This is a genomic window from Rhodoferax sp. GW821-FHT10B06 (assembly GCF_059415605.1).
This window is the reverse complement of the sequence record NZ_JBWKNO010000007.1, coordinates 159,382-181,049: the sequence shown is the minus strand read 5'-3', so window position 1 is coordinate 181,049 and position 21,668 is coordinate 159,382. Positions and strand designations below refer to the sequence as shown.

Annotated in this window: 21 protein-coding genes; 10 read left to right on the top strand and 11 right to left on the bottom strand. The window is 61.7% G+C overall.

Going from position 1 to position 21,668, the window contains the following annotated elements:
• Positions 1 to 27: 27 nt before the first annotated feature.
• The 3 genes from AC07O2_RS13445 to AC07O2_RS13435 all read left to right on the top strand — a co-directional run bounded on the left by AC07O2_RS13445 (position 28) and on the right by AC07O2_RS13435 (position 4,458).
• The gene (locus tag AC07O2_RS13445; protein WP_495076245.1) at positions 28 to 2,367 is read left to right on the top strand and encodes a YgiQ family radical SAM protein; all 2,340 of its coding nucleotides are present in this window, start codon (positions 28 to 30) and stop codon (positions 2,365 to 2,367) included.
• Between the two features lie 83 nt (positions 2,368 to 2,450).
• Positions 2,451 to 3,185, top strand: coding sequence for a 23S rRNA (guanosine(2251)-2'-O)-methyltransferase RlmB (gene rlmB / locus AC07O2_RS13440; RefSeq protein ID WP_495076244.1), 735 nt, complete (start codon positions 2,451 to 2,453; stop codon positions 3,183 to 3,185).
• A gap of 214 nt (positions 3,186 to 3,399) precedes the next feature.
• Positions 3,400 to 4,458, top strand: coding sequence for a lactonase family protein (locus tag AC07O2_RS13435; protein ID WP_495076243.1), 1,059 nt, complete (start codon positions 3,400 to 3,402; stop codon positions 4,456 to 4,458).
• A 27-nt stretch (positions 4,459 to 4,485) separates the two neighbouring features.
• Here AC07O2_RS13435 and AC07O2_RS13430 read toward each other — a convergent pair whose 3' ends face one another.
• Together AC07O2_RS13430 and AC07O2_RS13425 are read right to left on the bottom strand one after the other, a co-directional pair.
• Entirely contained in the window at positions 4,486 to 5,820 is a 1,335-nt protein-coding gene (locus AC07O2_RS13430) for a HAMP domain-containing sensor histidine kinase (RefSeq protein WP_495076242.1), read from the bottom strand.
• Positions 5,798 to 6,490: a response regulator transcription factor gene (locus AC07O2_RS13425; RefSeq protein ID WP_495076241.1), complete on the bottom strand. Its 693-nt coding sequence runs from the start codon at positions 6,488 to 6,490 to the stop codon at positions 5,798 to 5,800. Before AC07O2_RS13425 ends, AC07O2_RS13430 begins: the two co-directional genes overlap by 23 nt.
• Positions 6,491 to 6,649: 159 nt before the next feature.
• Between AC07O2_RS13425 and AC07O2_RS13420 the strand changes: the two genes are divergently transcribed.
• The gene (locus AC07O2_RS13420) at positions 6,650 to 7,018 is read left to right on the top strand and encodes a hypothetical protein (RefSeq protein WP_495076240.1); all 369 of its coding nucleotides are present in this window, start codon (positions 6,650 to 6,652) and stop codon (positions 7,016 to 7,018) included.
• A gap of 106 nt (positions 7,019 to 7,124) precedes the next feature.
• A complete protein-coding gene (locus tag AC07O2_RS13415) occupies positions 7,125 to 8,021 on the top strand; it encodes a sterol desaturase family protein (RefSeq protein WP_495076239.1) in 897 nt (298 codons plus the stop codon).
• A gap of 209 nt (positions 8,022 to 8,230) precedes the next feature.
• Here the strand turns inward: AC07O2_RS13415 and AC07O2_RS13410 are convergent, their stop codons facing one another.
• Positions 8,231 to 8,815 (bottom strand): chromate transporter, encoded by a 585-nt coding sequence (locus tag AC07O2_RS13410; RefSeq protein WP_495076238.1) that lies wholly within the window; start codon positions 8,813 to 8,815, stop codon positions 8,231 to 8,233.
• Entirely contained in the window at positions 8,812 to 9,393 is a 582-nt protein-coding gene (locus AC07O2_RS13405; RefSeq protein ID WP_495076237.1) for a chromate transporter, read from the bottom strand. Before AC07O2_RS13405 ends, AC07O2_RS13410 begins: the two co-directional genes overlap by 4 nt.
• 148 nt (positions 9,394 to 9,541) lie before the next feature.
• Between AC07O2_RS13405 and AC07O2_RS13400 the strand changes: the two genes are divergently transcribed.
• Positions 9,542 to 10,705 carry an acyl-CoA dehydrogenase family protein gene (locus AC07O2_RS13400; RefSeq protein WP_495076236.1) on the top strand — a complete coding sequence of 388 codons (1,164 nt, stop codon included), beginning with the start codon at positions 9,542 to 9,544 and terminating at the stop codon, positions 10,703 to 10,705.
• Between the two features lie 32 nt (positions 10,706 to 10,737).
• Here the strand turns inward: AC07O2_RS13400 and AC07O2_RS13395 are convergent, their stop codons facing one another.
• The gene (locus tag AC07O2_RS13395) at positions 10,738 to 12,210 is read right to left on the bottom strand and encodes an aldehyde dehydrogenase (NADP(+)) (RefSeq protein ID WP_495076235.1); all 1,473 of its coding nucleotides are present in this window, start codon (positions 12,208 to 12,210) and stop codon (positions 10,738 to 10,740) included.
• Positions 12,211 to 12,371: 161 nt separating this feature from the next.
• On the opposite strand from AC07O2_RS13395, the gene AC07O2_RS13390 reads away from it, so the two are divergent.
• The gene (locus tag AC07O2_RS13390; RefSeq protein ID WP_495076234.1) at positions 12,372 to 13,604 is read left to right on the top strand and encodes a cystathionine gamma-synthase family protein; all 1,233 of its coding nucleotides are present in this window, start codon (positions 12,372 to 12,374) and stop codon (positions 13,602 to 13,604) included.
• Here the strand turns inward: AC07O2_RS13390 and AC07O2_RS13385 are convergent.
• Entirely contained in the window at positions 13,601 to 14,806 is a 1,206-nt protein-coding gene (locus tag AC07O2_RS13385) for a GNAT family N-acetyltransferase (protein WP_495076233.1), read from the bottom strand. The genes AC07O2_RS13390 and AC07O2_RS13385 overlap by 4 nt on opposite strands.
• Positions 14,807 to 14,851: 45 nt before the next feature.
• Here AC07O2_RS13385 and AC07O2_RS13380 point away from each other — a divergent pair, with 45 nt between their 5' ends.
• Positions 14,852 to 16,516, top strand: a complete 1,665-nt coding sequence (locus AC07O2_RS13380) for an NAD+ synthase (protein WP_495076232.1) — start codon at positions 14,852 to 14,854, stop codon at positions 16,514 to 16,516.
• A gap of 26 nt (positions 16,517 to 16,542) precedes the next feature.
• On the top strand, positions 16,543 to 16,881 hold the full coding sequence (locus AC07O2_RS13375; RefSeq protein ID WP_495076231.1) for a P-II family nitrogen regulator: 339 nt from the start codon (positions 16,543 to 16,545) through the stop codon (positions 16,879 to 16,881).
• 5 nt (positions 16,882 to 16,886) lie between these two features.
• Here the strand turns inward: AC07O2_RS13375 and AC07O2_RS13370 are convergent, their stop codons facing one another.
• The 5 genes from AC07O2_RS13370 to AC07O2_RS13350 all read right to left on the bottom strand — a co-directional run bounded on the left by AC07O2_RS13370 (position 16,887) and on the right by AC07O2_RS13350 (position 19,572).
• The gene (locus AC07O2_RS13370; RefSeq protein ID WP_495076230.1) at positions 16,887 to 17,294 is read right to left on the bottom strand and encodes a diacylglycerol kinase; all 408 of its coding nucleotides are present in this window, start codon (positions 17,292 to 17,294) and stop codon (positions 16,887 to 16,889) included.
• A 47-nt stretch (positions 17,295 to 17,341) separates the two neighbouring features.
• Positions 17,342 to 17,860 (bottom strand): RDD family protein, encoded by a 519-nt coding sequence (locus AC07O2_RS13365; RefSeq protein ID WP_495076229.1) that lies wholly within the window; start codon positions 17,858 to 17,860, stop codon positions 17,342 to 17,344.
• Complete coding sequence (locus tag AC07O2_RS13360) at positions 17,857 to 18,462, bottom strand: DUF3106 domain-containing protein (protein WP_495076228.1); 606 nt, start codon at positions 18,460 to 18,462, stop codon at positions 17,857 to 17,859. Before AC07O2_RS13360 ends, AC07O2_RS13365 begins: the two co-directional genes overlap by 4 nt.
• Positions 18,463 to 18,574: 112 nt before the next feature.
• Complete coding sequence (locus tag AC07O2_RS13355; RefSeq protein ID WP_495076227.1) at positions 18,575 to 19,015, bottom strand: DUF3619 family protein; 441 nt, start codon at positions 19,013 to 19,015, stop codon at positions 18,575 to 18,577.
• Positions 19,012 to 19,572 carry an RNA polymerase sigma factor gene (locus AC07O2_RS13350; RefSeq protein ID WP_495076226.1) on the bottom strand — a complete coding sequence of 187 codons (561 nt, stop codon included), beginning with the start codon at positions 19,570 to 19,572 and terminating at the stop codon, positions 19,012 to 19,014. Before AC07O2_RS13350 ends, AC07O2_RS13355 begins: the two co-directional genes overlap by 4 nt.
• A gap of 299 nt (positions 19,573 to 19,871) precedes the next feature.
• Here AC07O2_RS13350 and AC07O2_RS13345 point away from each other — a divergent pair, with 299 nt between their 5' ends.
• Positions 19,872 to 21,668, top strand: a complete 1,797-nt coding sequence (locus AC07O2_RS13345) for an acetolactate synthase 3 catalytic subunit (protein ID WP_495076225.1) — start codon at positions 19,872 to 19,874, stop codon at positions 21,666 to 21,668.

Genomic DNA, 21,668 nt, shown 5'->3' with positions numbered 1-21,668 from the left:
CGCGGGTTAATCCCCACAAAGTTTTGCATGAACGCCCCCGTCGACGTTTCCTTTTTCGCGCGCGCCGCCAAGCCGCTGACCAGTTACCGCAAGTACTGGGCGGCCCGCTTTGGCACTTCCAAATTCCTGCCGATGAGCCGCGCCGAGATGGATGTGTTGGGCTGGGACAGCTGCGACGTGATCATCGTCACCGGCGACGCCTATGTGGACCATCCGAGCTTCGGCATGTCGGTGATCGGCCGCATGCTGGAGATGCAGGGCTTTCGCGTCGGCATCATCGCCCAGCCCGACTGGCAGAGCGCCGACCCGTTCAAGGCCCTGGGCAAACCGAACCTGTTCTTCGGCGTCACGTCGGGCAATATGGATTCGATGATCAACCGCTACACCGCCGACCGCAAGATCCGCAGCGACGACGCCTACACCCCCGGCGACATCGGCGGCAAGCGCCCGGACCGCGCGGCCATCGTCTACAGCCAGCGCTGCCGCGAAGCCTACAAGGATGTACCCATTGTCTTGGGCGGCATCGAAGGCTCGCTGCGCCGCATTGCGCACTACGACTACTGGTCCGACAAGGTGCGCCGTAGCGTGGTGGTCGATGCCAAGTGCGATCTGCTGTTGTACGGCAATGCCGAGCGCGCGATCGTCGAAGTCGCCCATCGCTTAGCCGCCAAAGAGCCCGTGCAGAGCATCACCGATGTGCGCGGCACGGCCTTCATCCGCCGCAGCGACGACCCGACCGGGCGCGACTGGGTCGAGATCAATTCCACCTCGGTGGATGCGCCGGGCCGGGTTGAGTCGCACATCAACCCTTACCAGACCACCTCCGAGCAGGCGGCAGAGCAGGGCGCGACCTGCTCCAAGGACGATGCCAATCCGCAGGGCGTACCGGCAGAAGCCGTCGTCAAGATGAGCCCATCGCTGGGCGATGCCCTGGCCCGCTCCCAAGCCCGCGAACTCGCCAAGATCAAGGTGCCGCCACGCGAACGCTCGGTGATCCGCCTGCCGTCGTTTGAGCAGGTCAAGTCCGACCCGGTGCTGTATGCCCACGCCAACCGCGTGCTGCACCTGGAAACCAACCCCGGCAACGCCCGTGCGCTGGTGCAGGCCCACGGCGAGGGCGTAACCGCCCGCGATGTGTGGATCAACCCACCCCCGATCCCGCTGACTACGGCCGAGATGGACGCGGTGTTCGACCTGCCGTATGCGCGCAGCCCGCACCCGGCCTATGCGGATGAGAACGGCAGCCATGACGGCGCCACCAAGATCCCCGCCTGGGAAATGATCCGCTTCAGCGTGAACATCATGCGCGGCTGCTTCGGCGGCTGCACCTTCTGCTCGATCACCGAGCACGAGGGCCGCATCATCCAGAGTCGTTCCGAAGAATCGATCATCAAGGAAGTCGAAGACATCCGCGACAAGGTGAAGGGCTTTACCGGCACCATCTCCGACCTGGGCGGCCCCACCGCCAACATGTACCGACTCGGCTGCAAGAGCCCCGAGATCGAGGCTGCCTGCCGCAAGCCCAGCTGCGTGTATCCGGGCATCTGCTCGAATCTGGGTACGAACCACGACCCGCTGATCAAGATCTACCGCCGCGCCCGTGCGCTCAAGGGCATCAAGAAGATCTTGATTGGCTCCGGCCTGCGCTACGACCTGGCAGTGCAAAGCCCCGAGTACGTGAAAGAGCTGGTGACCCACCACGTCGGCGGTTACCTGAAGATCGCGCCCGAGCACACCGAGCAGGGCCCGCTGACCAAGATGATGAAGCCCGGCATCGGCAGCTACGACAAGTTCAAGACCCTGTTCGAGAAGTTCAGCGCCGAGGCCGGCAAGAAGCAGTATCTGATCCCGTACTTCATCGCCGCGCATCCCGGCACCAGCGACGAAGACATGATGAACCTGGCGCTGTGGCTGAAGAAAAACGGCTTCCGCGCCGACCAGGTGCAGACCTTCTATCCGTCGCCCATGGCCACCGCGACGACGATGTACCACAGCGGCAAGAACCCGCTGCGCAAGATCACCCGCGACAGCGAAACCGTCGACATCGTCCGTGGCGACCGGCGCCGCCGGCTGCACAAGGCCTTCTTGCGCTACCACGATGCCAACAACTGGCCGCTGCTGCGCGACGCGCTGAAGACCATGGGCCGGGCCGACCTGATCGGCAACGGCAAGCACCATCTGATCCCGACCTACCAGCCGATGACCGACGGCGGCTACGAGAGCGCACGCAAGAAGAATTCCACCGTGGTGACCAAGTCTTCACCGGTGACCAAGGGCCGCCTGCTGACCCAGCACACCGGCCTGCCGCCGCGCGACAACGGCTCGGGCAAGGCGCCGGTCCGCAAGGTCGTGCGCAAGCCGCGCTAAGCCTGCAAAAGTTTTAAGAAAAAACCGCTGCCAGCGCAGGATTTGTCTGCGCTGGCAGCTATAAATAACGTAGCAATCTCCCCATGTCTTCTCCTAAAGTTCTTTTCGGCTTTCACGCCGTGGGCGTACGCCTGAAAACCGCGCCGCAGTCCATCATCGAGATTTACTACGAGCCCACCCGGCGTGACGCGCGCATGCGCCAGTTTCTGGAGAAAGCCAATGAAGCCGGTGCGCGTCTGATTGAAGGCGACAGCCTGCGCCTGGCCAAGCTTTGCGGCAGCCACGGCCACCAGGGCGTGGCGGCGCGCGTGGAACATATTCCGCAGGTCCATTCGCTGGACGACCTGCTCGACAGCCTGACCACGCCGCCGCTGCTGCTGGTGCTGGACGGCGTGACTGATCCGCACAACCTGGGCGCCTGCCTGCGTGTGGCCGATGGCGCCGGTGCCCATGCCGTCATCGCTCCCAAGGACCACGCGGCCGGCATCAATGCGACGGTGGCCAAGGTGGCCAGCGGTGCGGCCGAGACCGTGCCCTACTTCATGGTGACCAACTTGGCGCGCACCCTGGGCGAGCTGAAGGAGCGCAGCATCTGGTGCATAGGCACCAGCGACAACGCGCCCAAGACCCTGTACCAGGTGGACCTGAAAGGCCCCGTCGCTTTGGTGCTGGGCAATGAAGGTGACGGCATGCGCCAGCTGACGCGCAAGACCTGCGACGAGCTGGTTGGCATCCCCATGGCGGGCGCGGTGGAGAGCCTGAACGTATCGGTGGCCAGCGGCGTTTGCCTTTACGAGGCCTTGCGCCAGCGCTTGTAGCCCAAGGGGGCGAAGCACCGTTCGAAAAATGCGGGTTTTCGCCTGAATTGTGGGTATATGTTGCTGAAAGCGGCTCGAAGCAGTGCAGAGTCAGTTATTCTTTACATTGTAAATATGCGTGTCACCAATATCCATTAAGGAGGAGGTGGGGCACAGCATGGAAATCGGGTTGCCGCAGTTGATGGGCAATACAAGAATAAGCAGGAGACTCAGCGTGTTTTATGAACCCCAACCTATCGATTGCATCACCAGCCGTGCGAAGACGTACAGCCTAATTAATAGCGTTTCTTTCCATCCGAGCGAGAATCTTTTTTGTGCGGCTTTTACCACTGTCAGCCAACTGATTATTTTCAAAATTGATCGTTTCGGCCAGGCGCGGACGAGCCAGATATTGAAAAGCCCCACAGCTTTGCTGGATGAGCCTCAGCATGTGGTGTTTTCCACGGACGGCCAAAAAATAATCGCCGTCAATTGGAATAGCGAGATATTCACGATTTACCAGCGCGGCGCCAATGGGCGTTATGCACACAGCCCCCTGGCTTCCATCAAGTTTCCAGAGCCTCTGGCCGGCTTCAAGCCGCATGGCATGGATATGTCGCGGTGCGGCAATAAGATGGTGCTGGCCTTCGGCTCCACTTCGCTGCGCAAACGCGGGGTCGCGCTCTTCAGTTTTGATGACAAGGAGCCGGCGATCCGCTTGCTTAGCCTCATCAAGGAAGAGGAGTTGCCCGGCATACCCAAGGGCGTTGTTTTCTCTCCGGATGGCAGCTGCGTGCTGGTGACCTACGCGGATGCAAACTGCATTTGCGTTTACGGGTTTGATGCGGAAACCGGGCGCCTGAATCCTGTTCCCCTGCAGACTTTCAAGGGCGAGGCCACGCGTCTATTTCGGCCGGAAGATATACGGATTTCGCGCGAAGGCGACAGCATTCTGGTGTCGAACAGCGAGGCGGACCGCATAACCTCCTACCATTTTGATAGCCGCAGCAACCGCATCACGGAAGAAGCGCCCAGCAACGCACTGGAAAACCCAGGCGCAAACATGCAGTTCCCGCACGGAATTGCGCTGTCGCCCGATGGCGGCTTGCTGGTGGTATCCCAATTTGGCCCACTGCCTATCACCAGCGACGGGAATATTGTGTTTGGCAGTAAGACGCCGCGCAAACAGGCGCGTATCAACATCTACCGCCACCAGCAGTTTCAGCCGGTCTTGAAAAAGTACGCCTGGAGGCGGTTCTGGTCGTCGCTGGTACGGACGGTTGCATTCCGATAAACGCCCACTATTTGGGCCCGCATGTGATTACAGCGGGCCGAGCCGGACCCGCACGGTGTAGGCGCCAGGTCCACCCCTAAATTCCAGCCGTCCGCCCATGCGGGTGGTGATTTGTCGCACGATGGCCAAGCCTAGCCCAGTGCCTGGCAGGGTACGGCTGCTGTTACCCCGGCTGAAGGCCTGTTGCAAGGGCTCCACCTCTTCCTGGGCGATGCCTGGGCCGGCGTCCGTTACGTCCAGCCAAACCTCTTGTCCTTGCTGACGCAGCTGCACGCACACAGGTGTCTGGCCGTGCTTGAAGGCGTTGTCCAAAAGATTGCTGACCAGCCTGTCTACAAGCAGGGCATTGGCGTTTGGCCAGAGCAGGCTGGTTGGGGCATCGATGTGCAGCTCTTCGACAGGGCGGTCCCAGCGGGTTGCGGCGCTACGCACGGCTTCAGCCAGATTCACGGTCTCATTCAGTGGCAGGGTGTCGCTGCGCACATAGTCTAAAAAACTCTCTATCAGGCGGTCGGCTACGCCTACGTTGCGGGCGATGGCCTCCTTGCGGGCGCTGGTGTCGGGTACGTCAGGCAGCAGCTCGGCGGCCAGGCGGATGCGGCTCAGCGGGCTGCGCAGATCATGGGATACGCCGGCCAGTAGCACGGCCCGTTCGCTTTGCTGTTGGGCCAGCCGCGCCAAGGCTTGGGTGTAGGCACTGTCGATGGCGGCAATTTCGGGTGTGCCACCCGGAGGCAGGGCGCTGGCAGGCGTCTCCAGCAGGTGGGCGTCGCCGTTGGCAAGAGCCTGCATGCGCGCGCGTAGCTGTTCCAGTGGCCTTGTGAGGCGGCGGGTAAAGGCCCAGCTGGCCAGCACCAGTAAGATCGCCAGGGCGGTCAGCGCCAGCAGCACGCGTGTGGGCCACGCGGTCAGCACAATCTCCCCAGGCATCCCCAGCCAGATGGCGGAGGCCTGGGGGCGCAGCACGTGGATCCAGACCATGGGTTCGTTGGCACGCATGTTCAGCCGGACCTCGTCTATCGACAGGCCGCGTTGTGCCAGGGTGTTGCGCAAGGCGATGAAGCGTGGCGTGAGTGTGGGCAGGCGGCGGGTCTGGGCTGGCGTATCGCTTTGCTGCAGGATCTGGGCGGGAGCCGAGGGTGTGAGTTGCAAGCCCGCTGCCTGGGTGAGTTGCGGCGCCCATAGCTCGGCGTACAGAGTGGCGATGGTGGTGTTGCGTTCCAGGTAGAACAGGCTGCCGACAATGCTGCCCAGTGCCATCACCACGGCCAACTGTGTCAGCAGCAGGCGCAGAAACAGGCTGTCCAGGCGGCGCAGCATGCCCATGTGCTTGCCTCTCTCAGCCGCGCGGTACGAAGACATAGCCTTCGCCGCGCACAGTGTCTATCCAGGCTTTGCCGGGCACGGCTTCTTCCAGCTTGCGCCGTAGCCTGGCCACTTGGACGTCTACCGTGCGGTCTTGCGGCTTGTAGCCACCGCTTTGCACGGCGTCGCTGAGCTGCTCGCGTGAGCGTGGTTTGCCGGGGCTGGCAGCCATGGCGATCAGCAGTTTGTATTCCACGCTGGTCAGCGCCACCGCCCGGCCGCCGGCCAGCACCTCGCGTTTGAGTTGGTCTATGCAGAGCCCCTCGAAGCGCAGCTGCGTGGATTCGGCGCGGCCGGGCAGTTGCCGGCGCAGCAGGGCACGCAGACGGGCGACCAACTCACGGGGTTCAAAGGGTTTGGGCAGGTAATCGTCAGCGCCGATTTCCAGGCCCAGCACGCGGTCCATGGGGTCGCCGCGCGCAGTCAGCATGACGATGCCCAGGGCCGGGTGGGCGGCACGCCAGCGCCGGCAGACGTCAAAGCCATTGGCGTCGGGCAACATCACGTCCAGCAGTACTGCGTCGGGTTTCCATTGTTGCAAGGCGCGCTCGCCGTCGCCGGCGGTCAGCACCGTATGCACGGCCAGACCTTCACGCTGCAGCAGTTCCGCCACCATGGCCGACAGCTCGGCATCGTCGTCCACCACCAGGACCAGGGCTTTGTTCATGGGCACTGAGTGTAGGAGAGGGCAGGCCGTGCGACATGCATGTTTCAAAACTGTCGCATTTCGTCGTATTCCGTGGTCATCCTGGGCGCGTCCGGACCGTCAAATAGAGGCCAGGCCACAAGGCTCGTGCGCAAACCCTCAACCCCAGGAGCAACCACCATGCAAACACCTTCCTCCATGACTTTCCGCCACTCGGTGCTGATGGCACTGGCGGCCGCATGCGCGCTGGGCGCCTTTACCGGCGTAGCCCAGGCGCGTAGCCGCCAGACCACCATCACCGGAGCAAATGGGGAGTCGGCCACCCGTGACGTGCTGCGCAAGCGCGGCGACGTATCGTCCAGTACCACCGGCCCCAATGGCAAGACCAGCCGCCGTGTGGTGGACCGTTCGACCACCGGTGCCACGGCCACAATGACGGGACCGAATGGTAAATCTGCCAGCCGGGTGACAACGCGCAGCAGCACCGGTTCACAATCCACGGTGACCGGCCCAAATGGTCAGACCGGCACGGTGACGGTAACGCGTTAAGCCGGCAGTTCGCCTCCACCCAGAAGAGCCCAGGAGAAGCTTATGCGAACCGGAATGTGTTGCGGGCTGCTCGCTTCCGCCGGGCAACCCGTGACGGGCGGCTGAGATGCTGGCTTTGTTCAGCAAGGCTCCGGAATACCTGCCCTGGTTGCTGTGGCCGCTGGCTTTGGTCTGGCTGGCCGCTACCCTGGAAGGCCTGGTGCAAAGCTTTGTGCGCCGCCAGCCCTATGACTGGCGGGCCTACGCCACATCGGTGGCCGATATGCTGGGGCGCAGACTGGCGGACGCGTTGGGTTTGTCTTTGGCCGCGCCGGTGTTTGCCTGGGCCTATACGCACCGCATAGGGGATATAGGCTTGTCCAGTCTGGTGGCGGTGGGTGGCCTGTTTTTGGCGCAGGAGTTCTTCTACTACTGGTACCACCGCGCGGCACACCGTGTGGGCTGGTTCTGGGCCACGCACTGCGTACACCATTCGCCCCAGCAGTTGACCCTGGTCTCGGCACTTCGTCTGGGTTGGACAGGCAAGCTCACCGGGGCTGGCTTGTTCTTTGTGCCGTTGGTGTGGCTGGGCTTTCCGCCGGTGGCTGTAGCGGGTGTGCTGGCGGCGAATCTGCTGTACCAGTTTTGGCTGCATGCCACCTGGATACCCAAGCTGGGCCCGTTGGAATGGGTGTTCAACACGCCGTCGCACCACCGCGTGCACCATGGCAGCAATGCCGAGTACCTGGACTGCAATTACGGCGGCGTGCTGATTGTGTTCGACCGTTTATTCGGTACTTTTGTGGAGGAGCGGGCGGATATTTCCATCCGTTACGGCCTGGTCGAACCTGTGGCCACCTACAACCCTTTGCGGGTGGCCCTGCACGGTTGGTGGCGGCTGGGGCGGGACTTGCGGCAGGCGCAGGGCTGGCGCGCGCGCCTGGCGGTGCTGTGCGGACCGCCGGGTGGCCGATGGGGTTCAGACAGACTCTTGCCGGTAGTTAAGGGTGAAATACGCCTCTAGCGCAGAAGATATGTGCGTAAGTTGCTATTTATTTAGTAGCGATTGATGGCGGCTCACGGAACATGGCAAGTTCTCCCCGTTGGCGCTGGATAACTTTGGGGATAACTCTGAATGAATGCTGTATTACTGGGGTAAACCCTTGTTTTTAAAGGGTAAACATTGCAGTGCCTTATTTTCGGGCAGTTAACAACCCGGGCACTGCGCCCCCTTCAAACCCAGCCCCAAGCCCCCAGGATGGCGCCTATGCCCAGCAACCACAGAAGGTGTAACCGGGTGCGCCACATGATGAGGGCGGACACGGCGGTCAGCAGCCACAGGTTCCAGTCTCCGCGCGGGCCGTGCTGTGCTGATGACAGCACCCAGCCTGTGGCCACCATCAGCGCAATCACGATGGGCGCCATACCTTGTTTGAAGGCGCGCACGGCACGTAAGTCGCGGTTGCGGTGACCCCAGCGGGTGGATACGCTGGTGAGTATGGTGCTGGGCAACAGCAGGCCCAGCATGGTGCAGGCCATGCCCAGCAGCGCAGCCCAACCGCCGCCCGCATTCAAGCCCACGTTCCAGCCGAACAGGGCGACGAACAGTACATTTGGCCCGGGCGCGGCCTGGGCGATGGCAATGGCGGTATTGAACTGCTCGCTGGTCAGCCAGTTTTGCTGATCCACCAGATAGCGGTGCATATCGGGCACGGTGGTGATGGCGCCACCTACGGCCAGCAAGGACAGCGATACGAAATGCAGGAACAGATGCAGCCAGTCCTGGGCCTGCATGCTGATGGCGTGCAGGGTATTCATGGTTTGAGCTTGCGGTAGGTCAGCAGGCAGGCCAGTCCGCCCAGGCTGGGCAGCACAAAGGCCAGCGGAATCCGCAGCAAGGCGATGAGGATGAAACAGGCCACGGCCAGTGCAGCGCACACCGGTATGCCCAGCGCATGCCGCCGCAGCGCTGGCAGCAAGCGCAGGCCTGCCGCCGTGATCAAGCCCGCAGCCACCGCGCCCATGCCGCGCAGCGCGCCCACCACCTGGGGGTAATGCGCGTACTGGGTGTACACCAGGGCGAGGGCCAGCACCGCCAGCAGCGGCATCGTCAGCATGCCGGCCAACGCGGCCATGGCACCACGCAGGCCGAAGTGGCGGTCGCCGATCATGATGGACAGATTGACCACGTTGGGGCCGGGCATGATCTGCGCCACGGCCCAGTCTTCCACGAACTCTTCGTTTGTCAGCCAGCGCTTTTTCTCTACCAGTTCGTTCTGAACCACGGCCAGCACGCCGCCAAAACCTTGCAACGCCAGCCAGGTGAAGGACAGAAACAAATCCGTGGGGGATCGGGGCTGTGGACGGGCGGGGGCTGGTGCATTAGAGGTGCTCATCGCGCCATTATGACGACCCGTTTAAGGACGATCCGGCAGATTCTTTTCACCCAAATGGAGGAAGTGGCGGTGCAGGGGCTGGCAGGCCTGGGGTACATTGCGAAGTAGTATTTTTCTCTTTTGTATCAAATATATCAAATTAGAGAGCATGATAGAACGCACACTTTTCAGCTCAGACCACGAGACTTTCCGCGCCAGCTTTCAGAAATTCATCGCCCGGGAAATCGCGCCCTTCCATGCACAGTGGGAGGAGCAGGGTTATGTGGATCGAGCCGTATGGAACAAGGCCGGCGAGCAGGGCTTCCTGTGTCCCTCCATGCCCGAAGTTTGCGGCGGGGCTGGCGCCGACAGGTTGTACTCGATTGTGCAGATGGAAGAGCTGGCGCGTGCTGGCACCACCGGCATTGGCTACACCCTGCACAGTGAAATAGTGGCGCCCTACCTGCTGCACTACGGCACGCCGGAGCAGCAGCACAAGTACCTGCCGGCCATGGCCAGCGGCGCCATGGTGGGAGCCATCGCCATGAGCGAGCCGGCAGCGGGCTCGGATTTGCAAGGCATGCAGTGCACCGCCTTGCGCCAGGCCGATGGCAGCTACGTGCTGAATGGCAGCAAGACCTTCATCACTAACGGCTGGCACGCCGATCTGGTGCTGGTGGCCGCCAAGACCAACCCGGCAGCTGGCGGCAAGGGCACCAGCCTGTTTCTGGTGGAGCGTGGCATGCCCGGTTTCGCGCCGGGCAAGCGGCTGAAGAAACTGGGCCTGAAGGCGCAGGATACGGCAGAGTTGTTCTTCGACCATGTACGCCTGGCACCCGAGCAACTGTTGGGTGGGGCGGCCTTGGAAAACCACGGTTTTGTCTGTTTGATGGAGCAGCTGCCCTGGGAGCGCCTGCAGATTGCCATCACGGCCGTGGCGGCCGCGCAGTCGGCGATCGAGGGCACAGTGGATTATGTGAAGGAGCGCCGGGTCTTCGGTCAGCCACTGGCCGGCTTTCAAAATACCCGGTTTGTGTTGGCCGAGCTGCAGACCGAGGTGCAGATTGCCCGGGTGTTTGTAGACCGCTGCATTGAGCTGATGCTGAAGGACAGCTTGGATACTGCAACCGCCAGCATGGCCAAGTACTGGGCCACCGATCTGCAATGCAAGGTGATGGACGCCTGCGTGCAGCTCTATGGCGGCTATGGCTATATGTGGGAGTACCCGATTACCCGGGCCTACGCCGACGCCCGGGTGCAGCGCATTTATGGCGGCACCAACGAGATCATGAAGGAAGTGATCACCCGGTCCATGGGACTGGGCAGCGTGTAGCCGCCCAGTTACTTCCTACTCTTACCGCCGACTTAGCAGGGCACGCCCTTGCGAGCGACCAGCCAGTCCGGTGCGTCCTGCAAAGCCACCGGGCGCAGGAAGCGGTCCAGCGCGGCGTAGCCCACCGAGGTGGTGAAGGGCTGTGTCGATGCGGGGAAGGGGCCGCCATGGTGCTGGGCCGTGGTCACGGCCACACCGGTCGGAACACCTGCGAACAGCACCCGTCCAGCGATTTGCGTGGCCGCGCGCACGAGGCTGCGGGTGGCTTCGCTTTCGGTTTCTGCGCCCCACAGCGTCACGGTCAGCGAACCGCCGATGGCGTGCAGCACGGCCAGGGTTTCTTCCACCGAGGCGGTACGAACGACCAGGGCGGCTGAGCCAAACACTTCCTCGTGCAACTGGTGGTCGGCGATGAAATCGGCTGCCTGTACTTCGGCTAGGAATGGGCGTGGAGGGGCGGACGCTTCGGCGCTACCGTCCACCAGGGGCTTCAGGCTGGCCGTGTTTTTCCAGCGGGCCACACCCTTGTCGAAGGTGGAGCGGATCGCACCCGACAGCATGGCGTGCGGCTGCAAGGCCTGCAGCGCTTGAGCAAAGGCCGCTACGAATGCATCGGATGCGGCATCCTTTTGGACCAGGATCACGCCTGGGCTGGTGCAGAATTGGCCTGCACCCAGGCAGATGGAGCCGGCCAGCGTGTTGGCCAGCTCTGCGCCATTCTTTTCTGCTGCGGCGGGCAACACGACCAGCGGGTTGACCGAACCCAGTTCACCGTAGAACGGCACGGGGCGTGGCCGGTCAGCGGCAATCTTGGCCAGAGCCGTGCCGCCCTTGAACGAACCGGTGAAGGCAATCGCGGCGATGCCAGGCGCTTGCGCCAGCTGTACGCCCACGGCAATGGAGCCGCCTTGCACCAGGCCAAAGACGCCAGCGGGCAGACCTTGGGCTGCGACCACGCCCTGGGCCAGGGCCGCAGTCTGGCGGGTCAGCTCCGGGTGGGCGGGGTGGCCCTTGACCACCACGGGGCAACCGGCCGCCAGTGCTGCGGCGGTGTCGCCACCCAGTACCGAGAACGCAAACGGAAAGTTGCTGGCCGAGAACATGGCGACAGGGCCCACGGGTACGCGGACCTTGGCCAGGCGTGGGCGGCCTACGGGCGGGGCACCGGCAACGGCCGGATCGTCCACCACGGCGTGGGCAATACCTTGGTCCAGCACATCGGCAAAGCCGCGCAATTGGAAGGCCGTGCGGTCCAGCTCGCCGTTCAGGCGTGGCAGGCCCAGGCCGGTTTCGCGGTCGGCCAGGGCCACCAGGCTTTCACGGCTGCCTTCCAGTGCGACGGCCAGGGCACGCAGCAGGCTGGCACGTTGGGTGGCCGAGGTGGCGGCGAAGGCGTCAGCGACGGCAACTGCAGCGGCTACGGTCTGGTCGATTTCAGCGGGAGTGGATTCAGGAAATTGTGCGCCAACGGGGGTGCCGGTTCGGGCTTCTATGGATTGCAGCATGGTGTTGTAACGAGGCAAGAAGTTGCAAGAAGTGGCCGAAGCAGGGTGACATGGCCGCGAAGGCAGAATGTAACACCGGCATGGTCTGCTGGCGGGCTGACTGGATACGCCCGTAGGGATGATTTAATTGCTGCTACTGATATGAATTCAAGGAAATGAGCATGGCTACGCAAGGATTTACCACCACCATCGTGCACGGCGACAAGGCCATGGGCGTGGAGCACGGAGGGGTGCACAAACCCATCCACACCTCGGTGCAGTACGGGTTTGACAAGGTTGAAGACCTGATTGGCGTGTTCCAGGGTACGGTCAAAGGCGGCTTCAACTATGCCCGCCAGGGCACGCCCACCACGGCGGCGCTGGAGGCCAAGATCACGCGCATGGAAGGCGGCCTGGGCTCGGTCTGCTTTGCCACCGGCATGGGTGCCATCGCGGCGATATTTTTGACCCTGTTGAAGGCGGGCGACCACCTGGTAGCCAGTCGCTATGTGTTTGGCAATACCAACAGCGTTTTCGGCACGCTGCGCAGCCTGGGCATAGAAGTCACGACGGTGGACGCCACCGACGTGGCCCATGTGGAAGCCGCCGTGCAGCCAAATACCCGCATGGTTTTCGTCGAGACCATTGCCAACCCCGGTACCCAGATTCCCGACCTGGCGCCCATCGGCGCGCTGTGCCGCAGCAAGGGCCTGGTGTACGTGGTGGACAACACCATCACCTCGCCCGCGTTGTTCCAGCCCAGGACGGTGGACGCCAGCCTGGTGGTGAACTCTCTCACCAAGACCATTGCTGGGCACGGCACGGCGCTGGGTGGCGCGGTGACGGATACCGGTTTGTTCGACTGGTCGGCCTATCCCAATATCTTTCCGGCCTACCGCAAGGGCGATGCGCGCCAGTGGGGCTTGGCGCAGATTCGCAAAAAGGGGCTGCGCGACATGGGCGCGTCGCTGTCGTCCGAGCAGGCGCATAGCATTTCCGTGGGGGCCGAAACCATGGCTCTGCGTGTGGCCCAGACCAGTGCCACGGCGCTGGCGCTGGCGCAGTTTCTGGAGACCCACCCGGCGGTCGTCAAGGTGTTCTACCCCCGGCTGGAGTCGCATCCGCAATACGCCGTGGCCCAGCAGCATTTCAGCGCCGGATCCTGGCTGCTGTCGTTCGAATTGGCCGATGCCGATGCCTGTCTGGCCTTCATCAATCGGCTGCAGCTTCCGGTGAAGGCCACCGGCATGGGCGACACCCGCACGCTGATCATCCCGGTGGCACCCACCATTTTCTGGGAGGCCGGCGCTGAGGTGCGGGCCCAGATGGGCATTGCCGATGGCCTGATTCGCCTGTCCGTGGGCCTGGAAGACGCAGCCGACCTGCTGGCTGACTTTGCGCAGGCGCTTTCCTAACTTTCTTGCCGGAGCGGACTGCGCTGAGCCAGCTCGCCCAGGTAGTCCGTGATGCCTGCGCCCTCGCGCTCCAGGAAACGCTCCACCGCATCGGCAAATGCCGGGTGGGCCAGCCAGTGCGCGCTGGTGGTTTTGACTGGGAGCAGGGCGCGGGCCATTTTGTGCTCACCCTGGGCGCCGCCTTCGAAGCGTGACACGCCGTGTTCTATGCACCACTGCAGCGGCTGGTAATAGCAGGCCTCGAAGTGCAGGCAGTCCACCCGCTCCAGGGCACCCCAGTAGCGCCCATAGGCCACCAAATCTTGCGGGCTTTTTAGGCCGCTAGCGCAATCAATATCTGCGCTGATAGCTATTAAACTTGTAGCAATAGGCTTGGCGACACCATCGAGCTCGCGTTCGGCTACAAACAGCACCCAGTTCTCCGGCATGGTGTCGGCCATGCGCTGGAAGAAGTCGCGGCTCAGGTAGGGCGCGTTGCCGTGCTCGTAATAGGTGCGTTCATAGCAGCTGTAGAAAAAGTCCCAGTCCTGCGGCGTGATGTCGCGCCCGCGTGCCCAACGGAAGCGGATGCCCGCGTCGGCCACCTTGCGCCGCTCCTGGCGTATTTTCTTGCGCTTGTCTTGCGCCAGCGAGGCCAGGAAGTCGTCGAAATCTCGGTAGCCGTCCACTTTGTTTTGCCAATGAAACTGCACGGTGTGGCGTAGCATCAGTTTGGCATCTTGGGCCGCGGCTATGTCGTCCGGGTTGGCAAACAGCATGTGCAGGGACGAGAGGCCTTGCTCCTCGCACCAGGCAACCGCCGCCTGAATCAAAGCGGCCCGCGCGCCAGGGTCACGCGCCAGCAGGCGTGCGCCGGGCACTGGGGTGAAGGGCACGGCAATCACGGCCTTGGGGTAGTAGGGCACACCGTGCTGCTGGTAGGCGCTAGCCCAGGCCCAGTCGAACACGTATTCGCCATAGGAATGGCTTTTCAGGTACAGCGCGGTGGCCGCGTGCAGCGTGTCACCGTGCCAAAGCGTGATGAGCTGTAGCGTCCAGCCGGTGGCGGGCAGGGCGCTGCCGCTTTGGTGCAGCGCGGCCAGGTATTCCCAGCGCATGAAAGGGCTGGCGTCGGCCTGCAAAGCCAGCAGCCCGTTCCAGTCTGCGGCAGGCAGCTGTAGCGGCGAGTTCAGTACCCGGATGACATAATCAACCGAACTCATTTCCCACCCCGCAGGCCTGCTGCTGCCACCGTCTTTTTTGTTTCCATGACTCTCAAACTCTGTGTTGCCCAGCTCAATTTTGTCGTCGGCGACCTGGCCGGCAACGCGCAAAAGATCGTCGATGCGGCACGCACCGCCTATGCCGAAGGAGCGCGCCTGGTGTTGACGCCGGAACTCTCGATTTGCGGCTATGCCGCCGAAGACCTTTTTTTGCGTCCGGCCTTCACCGCTGCCTGTGATGATGCCGTGAAAACAGTGGCCCGCGAGCTGGCCGGGTTAAAAGGCCTGGTGGTGGTAGTCGGCCACCCCAGCGGCGGCGATGATCGCACCAAATCCGTGGCGGTGCAGCGCCGCTTCAATGCGGCCAGCGTGCTGCGCGAAGGCCAGGTGCTAGCTACCTATGCCAAGCGCGAGCTGCCAAATTACCAGGTGTTCGACGAACGCCGCTATTTCACGCCCGGGCATGGGGTCTGCGTGTTCGAGGTAGAGGGCGTGAAGGTCGGCCTGTTGATCTGTGAGGACGCCTGGTTCGACGAGCCTGCCGCGCTGGCCAAGCAGGCTGGGGCAGAGCTGCTGGCCGTCATCAACGCCTCGCCGTTTCATGTGGGCAAGGGCGGCGAGCGGGTGCTGCGCATGGCCGACCGGGCGCGCGCTGCTGGCCTGCCGCTGATTTACGCACACATCGTGGGCGGACAGGATGAGGTGGTGTTCGACGGCAATTCCTTCTGCGTGGATGCCGACGGCGTGCTGAGTGGCCACGCCCCGGCATTTAAGGAAGATCTGTTCTACGTGCAGGCAGTACCTGCGCAGGCTGCTATCAAATTGGAAGCGAGCATAGTGCCCGAGCGCAGCCTACAGGCCGACTTGTGGGACGCGTTGGTGCTGGGTCTGCGCGACTATGTGGGCAAGAACCGTTTCCCTGGCGTGCTGCTGGGGCTGTCGGGTGGTATCGATTCGGCCCTGGTGCTGGCCATTGCGGTGGACGCGTTGGGCAAGGAGCGTGTACGCACGGTGATGATGCCGTCGCCCTATACCGCCGATATTTCCTGGATCGACGCGCGCGACATGGCTTCGCGCCTGGGTGTGCAGTACGACGAAATCTCCATCCTGCCCGAGTTTGAGGCCTTCAAAGCCTCGCTGGCGCCGCATTTTGTGGGCCGAGCCGAAGACACGACCGAGGAAAACATCCAGGCGCGTATCCGCGGCACACTGTTGATGGCCATGAGCAACAAGTTCGGCAGCATTGTGGTCACCACCGGCAACAAGAGTGAAATGGCCACCGGCTACTGCACCTTGTACGGCGATATGGCCGGCGGCTTTGCCGTCATCAAGGATGTTGCCAAAACCCTGGTGTTCGCCCTGGCGCGTTGGCGCAATGCCAATGATCCTTATGGCACCGGCAGCAACCCGATCCCGGAGCGCATCATCACCCGCCCACCCAGCGCCGAGCTGCGTGCCGACCAGACCGACCAGGATAGCCTGCCCCCTTACGAAGTGCTGGACGCGATCCTGGAGCGTTATATGGAGAATGACCAAAGCCTGGAGGCCATCATCGCCGCCGGCTTTGAGCGCGCCGATGTGGAGCGCGTAACCCGGCTCATCAAGATTAATGAATACAAACGCCGACAATCTCCAGTGGGAATTCGCGTGACCCACCGTAGCTTTGGTAAGGATTGGCGCTATCCTATTACCAGCAGCTTCCGGGCTTAACTTTTCCACTCTATAGCGAGAAAACCATGAAACAAATTACCGCCGTTCTGAAACCGTTCAAGCTCGAAGAAGTCCGTGAAGCCCTGGCTGAATGTGGCGTGACCGGCCTGACGGTGACCGAGGTCAAGGGTTTTGGTCGCCAAAAAGGCCATACCGAGCTCTACCGTGGCGCCGAGTACGTGGTGGACTTTCTGCCCAAGGTAAAGGTCGAGGTGGTAGTCAAGTCGGATGACGTGGACCGCTGCGTGGATGCCATCGTGCGTGCAGCTCGCACCGGCAAGATCGGTGACGGCAAGATTTTCATCACCAGTGTGGAGCGCGTGGTGCGAATCCGCACCGGCGAACAGGACGAAGCCGCCGTCTAAACCATTTAGATCCAGGCCGTAAAGCGCTGGACCAGCGCCATGCCCCAGATGGCAATGGTCATCAGCAGGCTCAGCAGCACGGCCGCGCTGCCCATATCCTTGGCGCGTTTGGACAGCGAATGCCATTCCGGCCCGATACGGTCGATGGCGGTTTCAATTCCCGTATTCAGCAGTTCCACCACCATCACCATGACGATGGAGCCTGCCAGCAACGAAAACTCCACCCAGCTATGGGCCAGCCATACGGCCACAGGAATCAGCACCATGGCGGCGATGGCTTCTTGGCGAAAAGCGGTTTCATGCCAGCCTGCGCGCAAACCGGCGAGCGAATAGCCTGCGGCGTGCCAGATACGGCTTAGGCCGGTGCGGGATTTTTGGGGATTGGCTTCGGAGTGCATGGGGGAAGAGGACATGGCCTGATTGTCGCCGAGCCAAGGCACCATAAGTGCCTTAACGACCCTTAACGGCTTAAGGGCGGTGAGGCAACCAGGCGAGTGCCCGCTAGCGCATCGTGCCAGAACTGACGCTGCGGATGGAAGCGGCTCAAAACTGCCCAAACGGCAATCCAGCCGAAGAGCACCCACACTTTTTCCTGCACCGAAATTTCGAACGGCGCCAGTGCCGCCAGAGGTGGCAAGAACCACAGCCAGCTGGACAGGTAACGCATAAATGCCCTGCGTTGCGTGATGCCAACACCGTTTTTGTCTACGACCCGCATATGCCAGGTTTTCATGGCCAGGGTTTGTCCTTTGGACCAGAACCAGGTGAAGTAGATGCCGAATATGACAAACAAGAAGGCTTGCAAGGCACCTCGATTGTCCATGGCGTTGCGGGTTTGGCTGAGTGTGCTGAACAAGTAGCCGGCTATGAACACCACGCCGAACATCAGCATGCCCTCGTACAGCCAGCAGGCCATGCGCCGGCGCAAGCTGGGCGCCGTGAGTGTGTCGCCACCCAGCACGGAGGCAGGGGGCGTCATTGGGCCGTTGTTTTGGCGGGAGTGGATCCGGCCGAGTTACCCAGTTCTACGCGCTGTAAAGCCAGGGGGAGCAGGGTTTTGGGATCGATTTGGTGCGCTTCCGTCACGATGCTGGGATTTTTGATGACGTCTTTGCGCGCGGCTGGAACCACTACCAGTTTTTGCGGCGAAATAGGCCGTACCGCGGTGGCTGCACCGGGTAACTTGGTGGGTGCTTGTTTGGCCAGCTGGTGTTTTTCTTCGGCCGACAGCGTTTGGTAGGCCTCCCATTTGGCCTTTTTCTCGGAAGGTGTCAGACGTTTGGCTTCGGCGAAATTCAGGCGAGCACGGCTGCGTTCGGCCACACTTAGTGAGCCCCAGTCCAGCATGCGTTCATGCAGATTGGCCCGCTCAGTGTCATTCATTTTTCCGTAATTGGCAGACAAGGCCAGCCATTTGCGCTTCTGGGGCTCGCTGATATCGTTCCAGTGCATGGCCAGGGGCTTGAGAGCCTCTTGCTGGGCGGGCGTCAACTCCTTCCACAGCGGTCGCAGTTCGGTCTTTGCCGTGACCGCCAGGGGAATGGAGGCTGGGCCATTGGAAATAGCGGCGACTTGCGCCATTGCGGGCGCAGATATGGCCCAACCCGCCAGACACAAGCTTGCCACAGCTGCATAAGCTTGCAGCGAAAGAAATTGACCGTTGCTCGAAAGGAACATCCGTATCTGGTCCGGGTTATTGGGTGGTGTCTCGGCTGGTTTTGAGGAACTCTACAAATCCAGGGTCGGTGTAAGCCGCGGTCGGCAGGTCGTCCGTTAGCAAGGCGGAGTCCACTTCGGCCAATTCGTCAGTGCGATTGTCGTTTTGCACAACGTAAATGGTCAGCATGCCAACGACCAGCGCAAAAATCGGGACAGCAGAGGCAAGTCGGCTCCACCAGCCTGGGTTTTCGTTGCCCATACTCAGTGTTGCGCTGCCGCCTTGGCCCAGCACCACGGTGGCCGTACGGATGGACGGCGCCACCTTGCGTTTGGCCAGGGCCTGCATGCGAGCCACGCGCAGGCGCTCGGAAATATCGTGCGGCAGTTCGCTACTGCCTTCAGAGAGGCGCGCCGTGAGCTTGAGTGCATAACGGTCTTCCGCAGAAAGCGTGCGGGGTGCTAGCAGCTGTGTCATAAAAATATTCCTCGTGCCTTGAGTGCTTTGCTGAGCGATTGGACCGCGCGTGAGCAATGGGTTTTGACACTGCCTTCCGAGCAGCCCATGGCGCTGGCGGTTTCCGCAACATCCATTTCCTCCCAGTAACGCATGAGGAACGCTTCTCGTTGACGTGCTGGGAGTTCTTGTACCTGCGCATCGATTTCACGCAAAACTTGTGCCCGGCGGGTGGAGTCTTCCGCGCTTTCCGTTTGTTCGGAGCTATCGGAGAGCTCAAAGGTTTCCAGTAGATCGAACTCGCCGTCGCCGGACTCGAAATCGCTCATGTTGGAGAACAGTGTGTTTCTGGTTTTTTGGCGGCGAAACCAGTCCAGGGTGCAGTTGGACAGAATCCGTTGAAACAGCATGGGCAGTTCTTCTGCCGGCTTGTCGCCGTAGTGTTCGGCCAACTTCATCATGCTGTCTTGCACGATGTCCAGCGCAGATTCTTCATTGCGCACGTGGTACAGCGAGCGCTTGAACGCCCGTTTTTCGACGCCTTTGAGGAAATCAGAGAGTTCGCGTTCGGTAGCCAAGAAGATCGGGTCTGAAGGACGTTTGGTAAAGGCGGTGGACTCTCAGTGGGGAAATATGCACCGAGAAAGGGCTTGTCGGGCGAGATTATGGCATTGGGATCGCATTTTCTTGGACTGTTATGGATTTTGTGCGTTGCACAGTGACATAATCCAAGGCGCAAGTAAAACGCAAACGGATCATGGTTCGGTGGTGCAAGCAGCCCACCCATGGCTTTGGTCTTAAGTTTCAACACGTCTCCAAAAGAGTTCGTGAAGAAGCACCCAAGGTATTTCGTTAGAGAAATTCACAAAGGTTCATCATGGAAATGTCAAAAGCCGAAATCACTTCGGCGGCCGCAGCGTCTAGCGCCGCACAAAATACTCCGCGTACTACCGCCCAAGAGCTCATGGGTGCAGAGGTTCTGGTGAAATGTCTCCAGGCCGAGAACGTCAAGCACATCTGGGGCTACCCCGGCGGCGCCGTTCTGTACATCTACGACGCGTTCTACAAACAAGACACTATCCAGCACGTGCTGGTGCGCCACGAGCAGGCTGCCGTGCACGCTGCCGATGGCTATGCGCGCGCTACCGGTGATGTGGGTGTGGCGCTGGTCACCTCCGGCCCCGGCCTAACGAATGCAGTCACCGGTATCGCCACGGCGTACATGGACAGCATTCCCATGGTGATCATCAGCGGCCAGGTGCCGACCCACGCCATCGGCCTGGATGCGTTCCAGGAATGCGATACCGTGGGCATCACCCGCCCCATCGTCAAGCACAACTTCCTGGTCAAGGATGTGCGCGATCTGGCGGAAACCATGAAGAAGGCCTTCCACATCGCCCGCACCGGCCGCCCCGGCCCGGTGGTGGTGGACATTCCGAAAGACGTGTCCTTCAAGAAGACGCCTTACCACGGCTACCCAGAAACCGTCGCCATGCGCTCGTACAACCCGGTGCGCAAAGGCCACGGCGGCCAGATCCGCAAGGCCTTGCAGCTGCTGTTGGCGGCCAAGCGCCCATATATCTATACCGGCGGCGGCGTGCTGCTGAGCAATGCCTCGCAAGAGCTGCGCACCCTGGTGGACATGCTGGGCTATCCCTGCACAAATACCTTGATGGGCCTGGGTGCCTACCCGGCCAGCGACAAGAAATTCCTGGGCATGCTGGGCATGCACGGCACTATCGAAGCCAATAACGCGATGCAGCATTGCGATGTGCTCTTGGCCGTTGGCGCCCGGTTTGACGACCGCGTGATCGGCAACACCAAGCATTTCGCCCAGAACGAACGCAAGATCATCCACATCGACATCGACCCGTCGAGCATCTCCAAGCGCGTCAAGGTCGATGTCCCCATCGTCGGCGATGTGAAAGAAGTGTTGACCGAGCTGATCGCCATGATCAAGGAAGCCGGCACCAAGCCCGACGCCGATGCCTTGGGCAGCTGGTGGAGCACCATCGAAGGCTGGCGCAGCCGCAACTGCCTGAAGTACAGCATGGGCTCCAGCGACGTAATTAAGCCCCAATATGTGGTTGAAACCCTGTGGAACATGACCAAGGATGCCGACACCTACATCACTTCCGATGTGGGCCAGCACCAGATGTGGGCTGCGCAGTACTACCGCTTTGACGAACCGCGCCGCTGGATCAATTCCGGTGGCCTGGGCACCATGGGCGTGGGCATTCCCTACGCCATGGGTGTCAAGCTGGCCAAGCCCGACAGCGAAGTGTTCTGTATCACCGGCGAAGGCTCGGTGCAGATGTGTATCCAGGAACTGTCGACCTGCCTGCAGTACAACACGCCGATCAAGATCTGCTCGCTGAACAACCGCTACCTGGGCATGGTGCGCCAGTGGCAAGAGGTGGAATACGCCGGCCGCTACAGCAGCAGCTACATGGACGCACTGCCGAACTTCGTCAAGCTGGCCGAGGCCTATGGCCATGTCGGCATGCTGATCGAGCGCCCCGAAGATGTGGAGCCCGCACTGCGCGAAGCCCGCAAGCTGAAGGACCGCACGGTGTTCATGGACTTCCGTACCGATCCCACCGAGAACGTGTTTCCGATGGTGCAGGCCGGCAAGGGCATCACTGAGATGCTGTTGGGCAGCGAGGATCTGTAA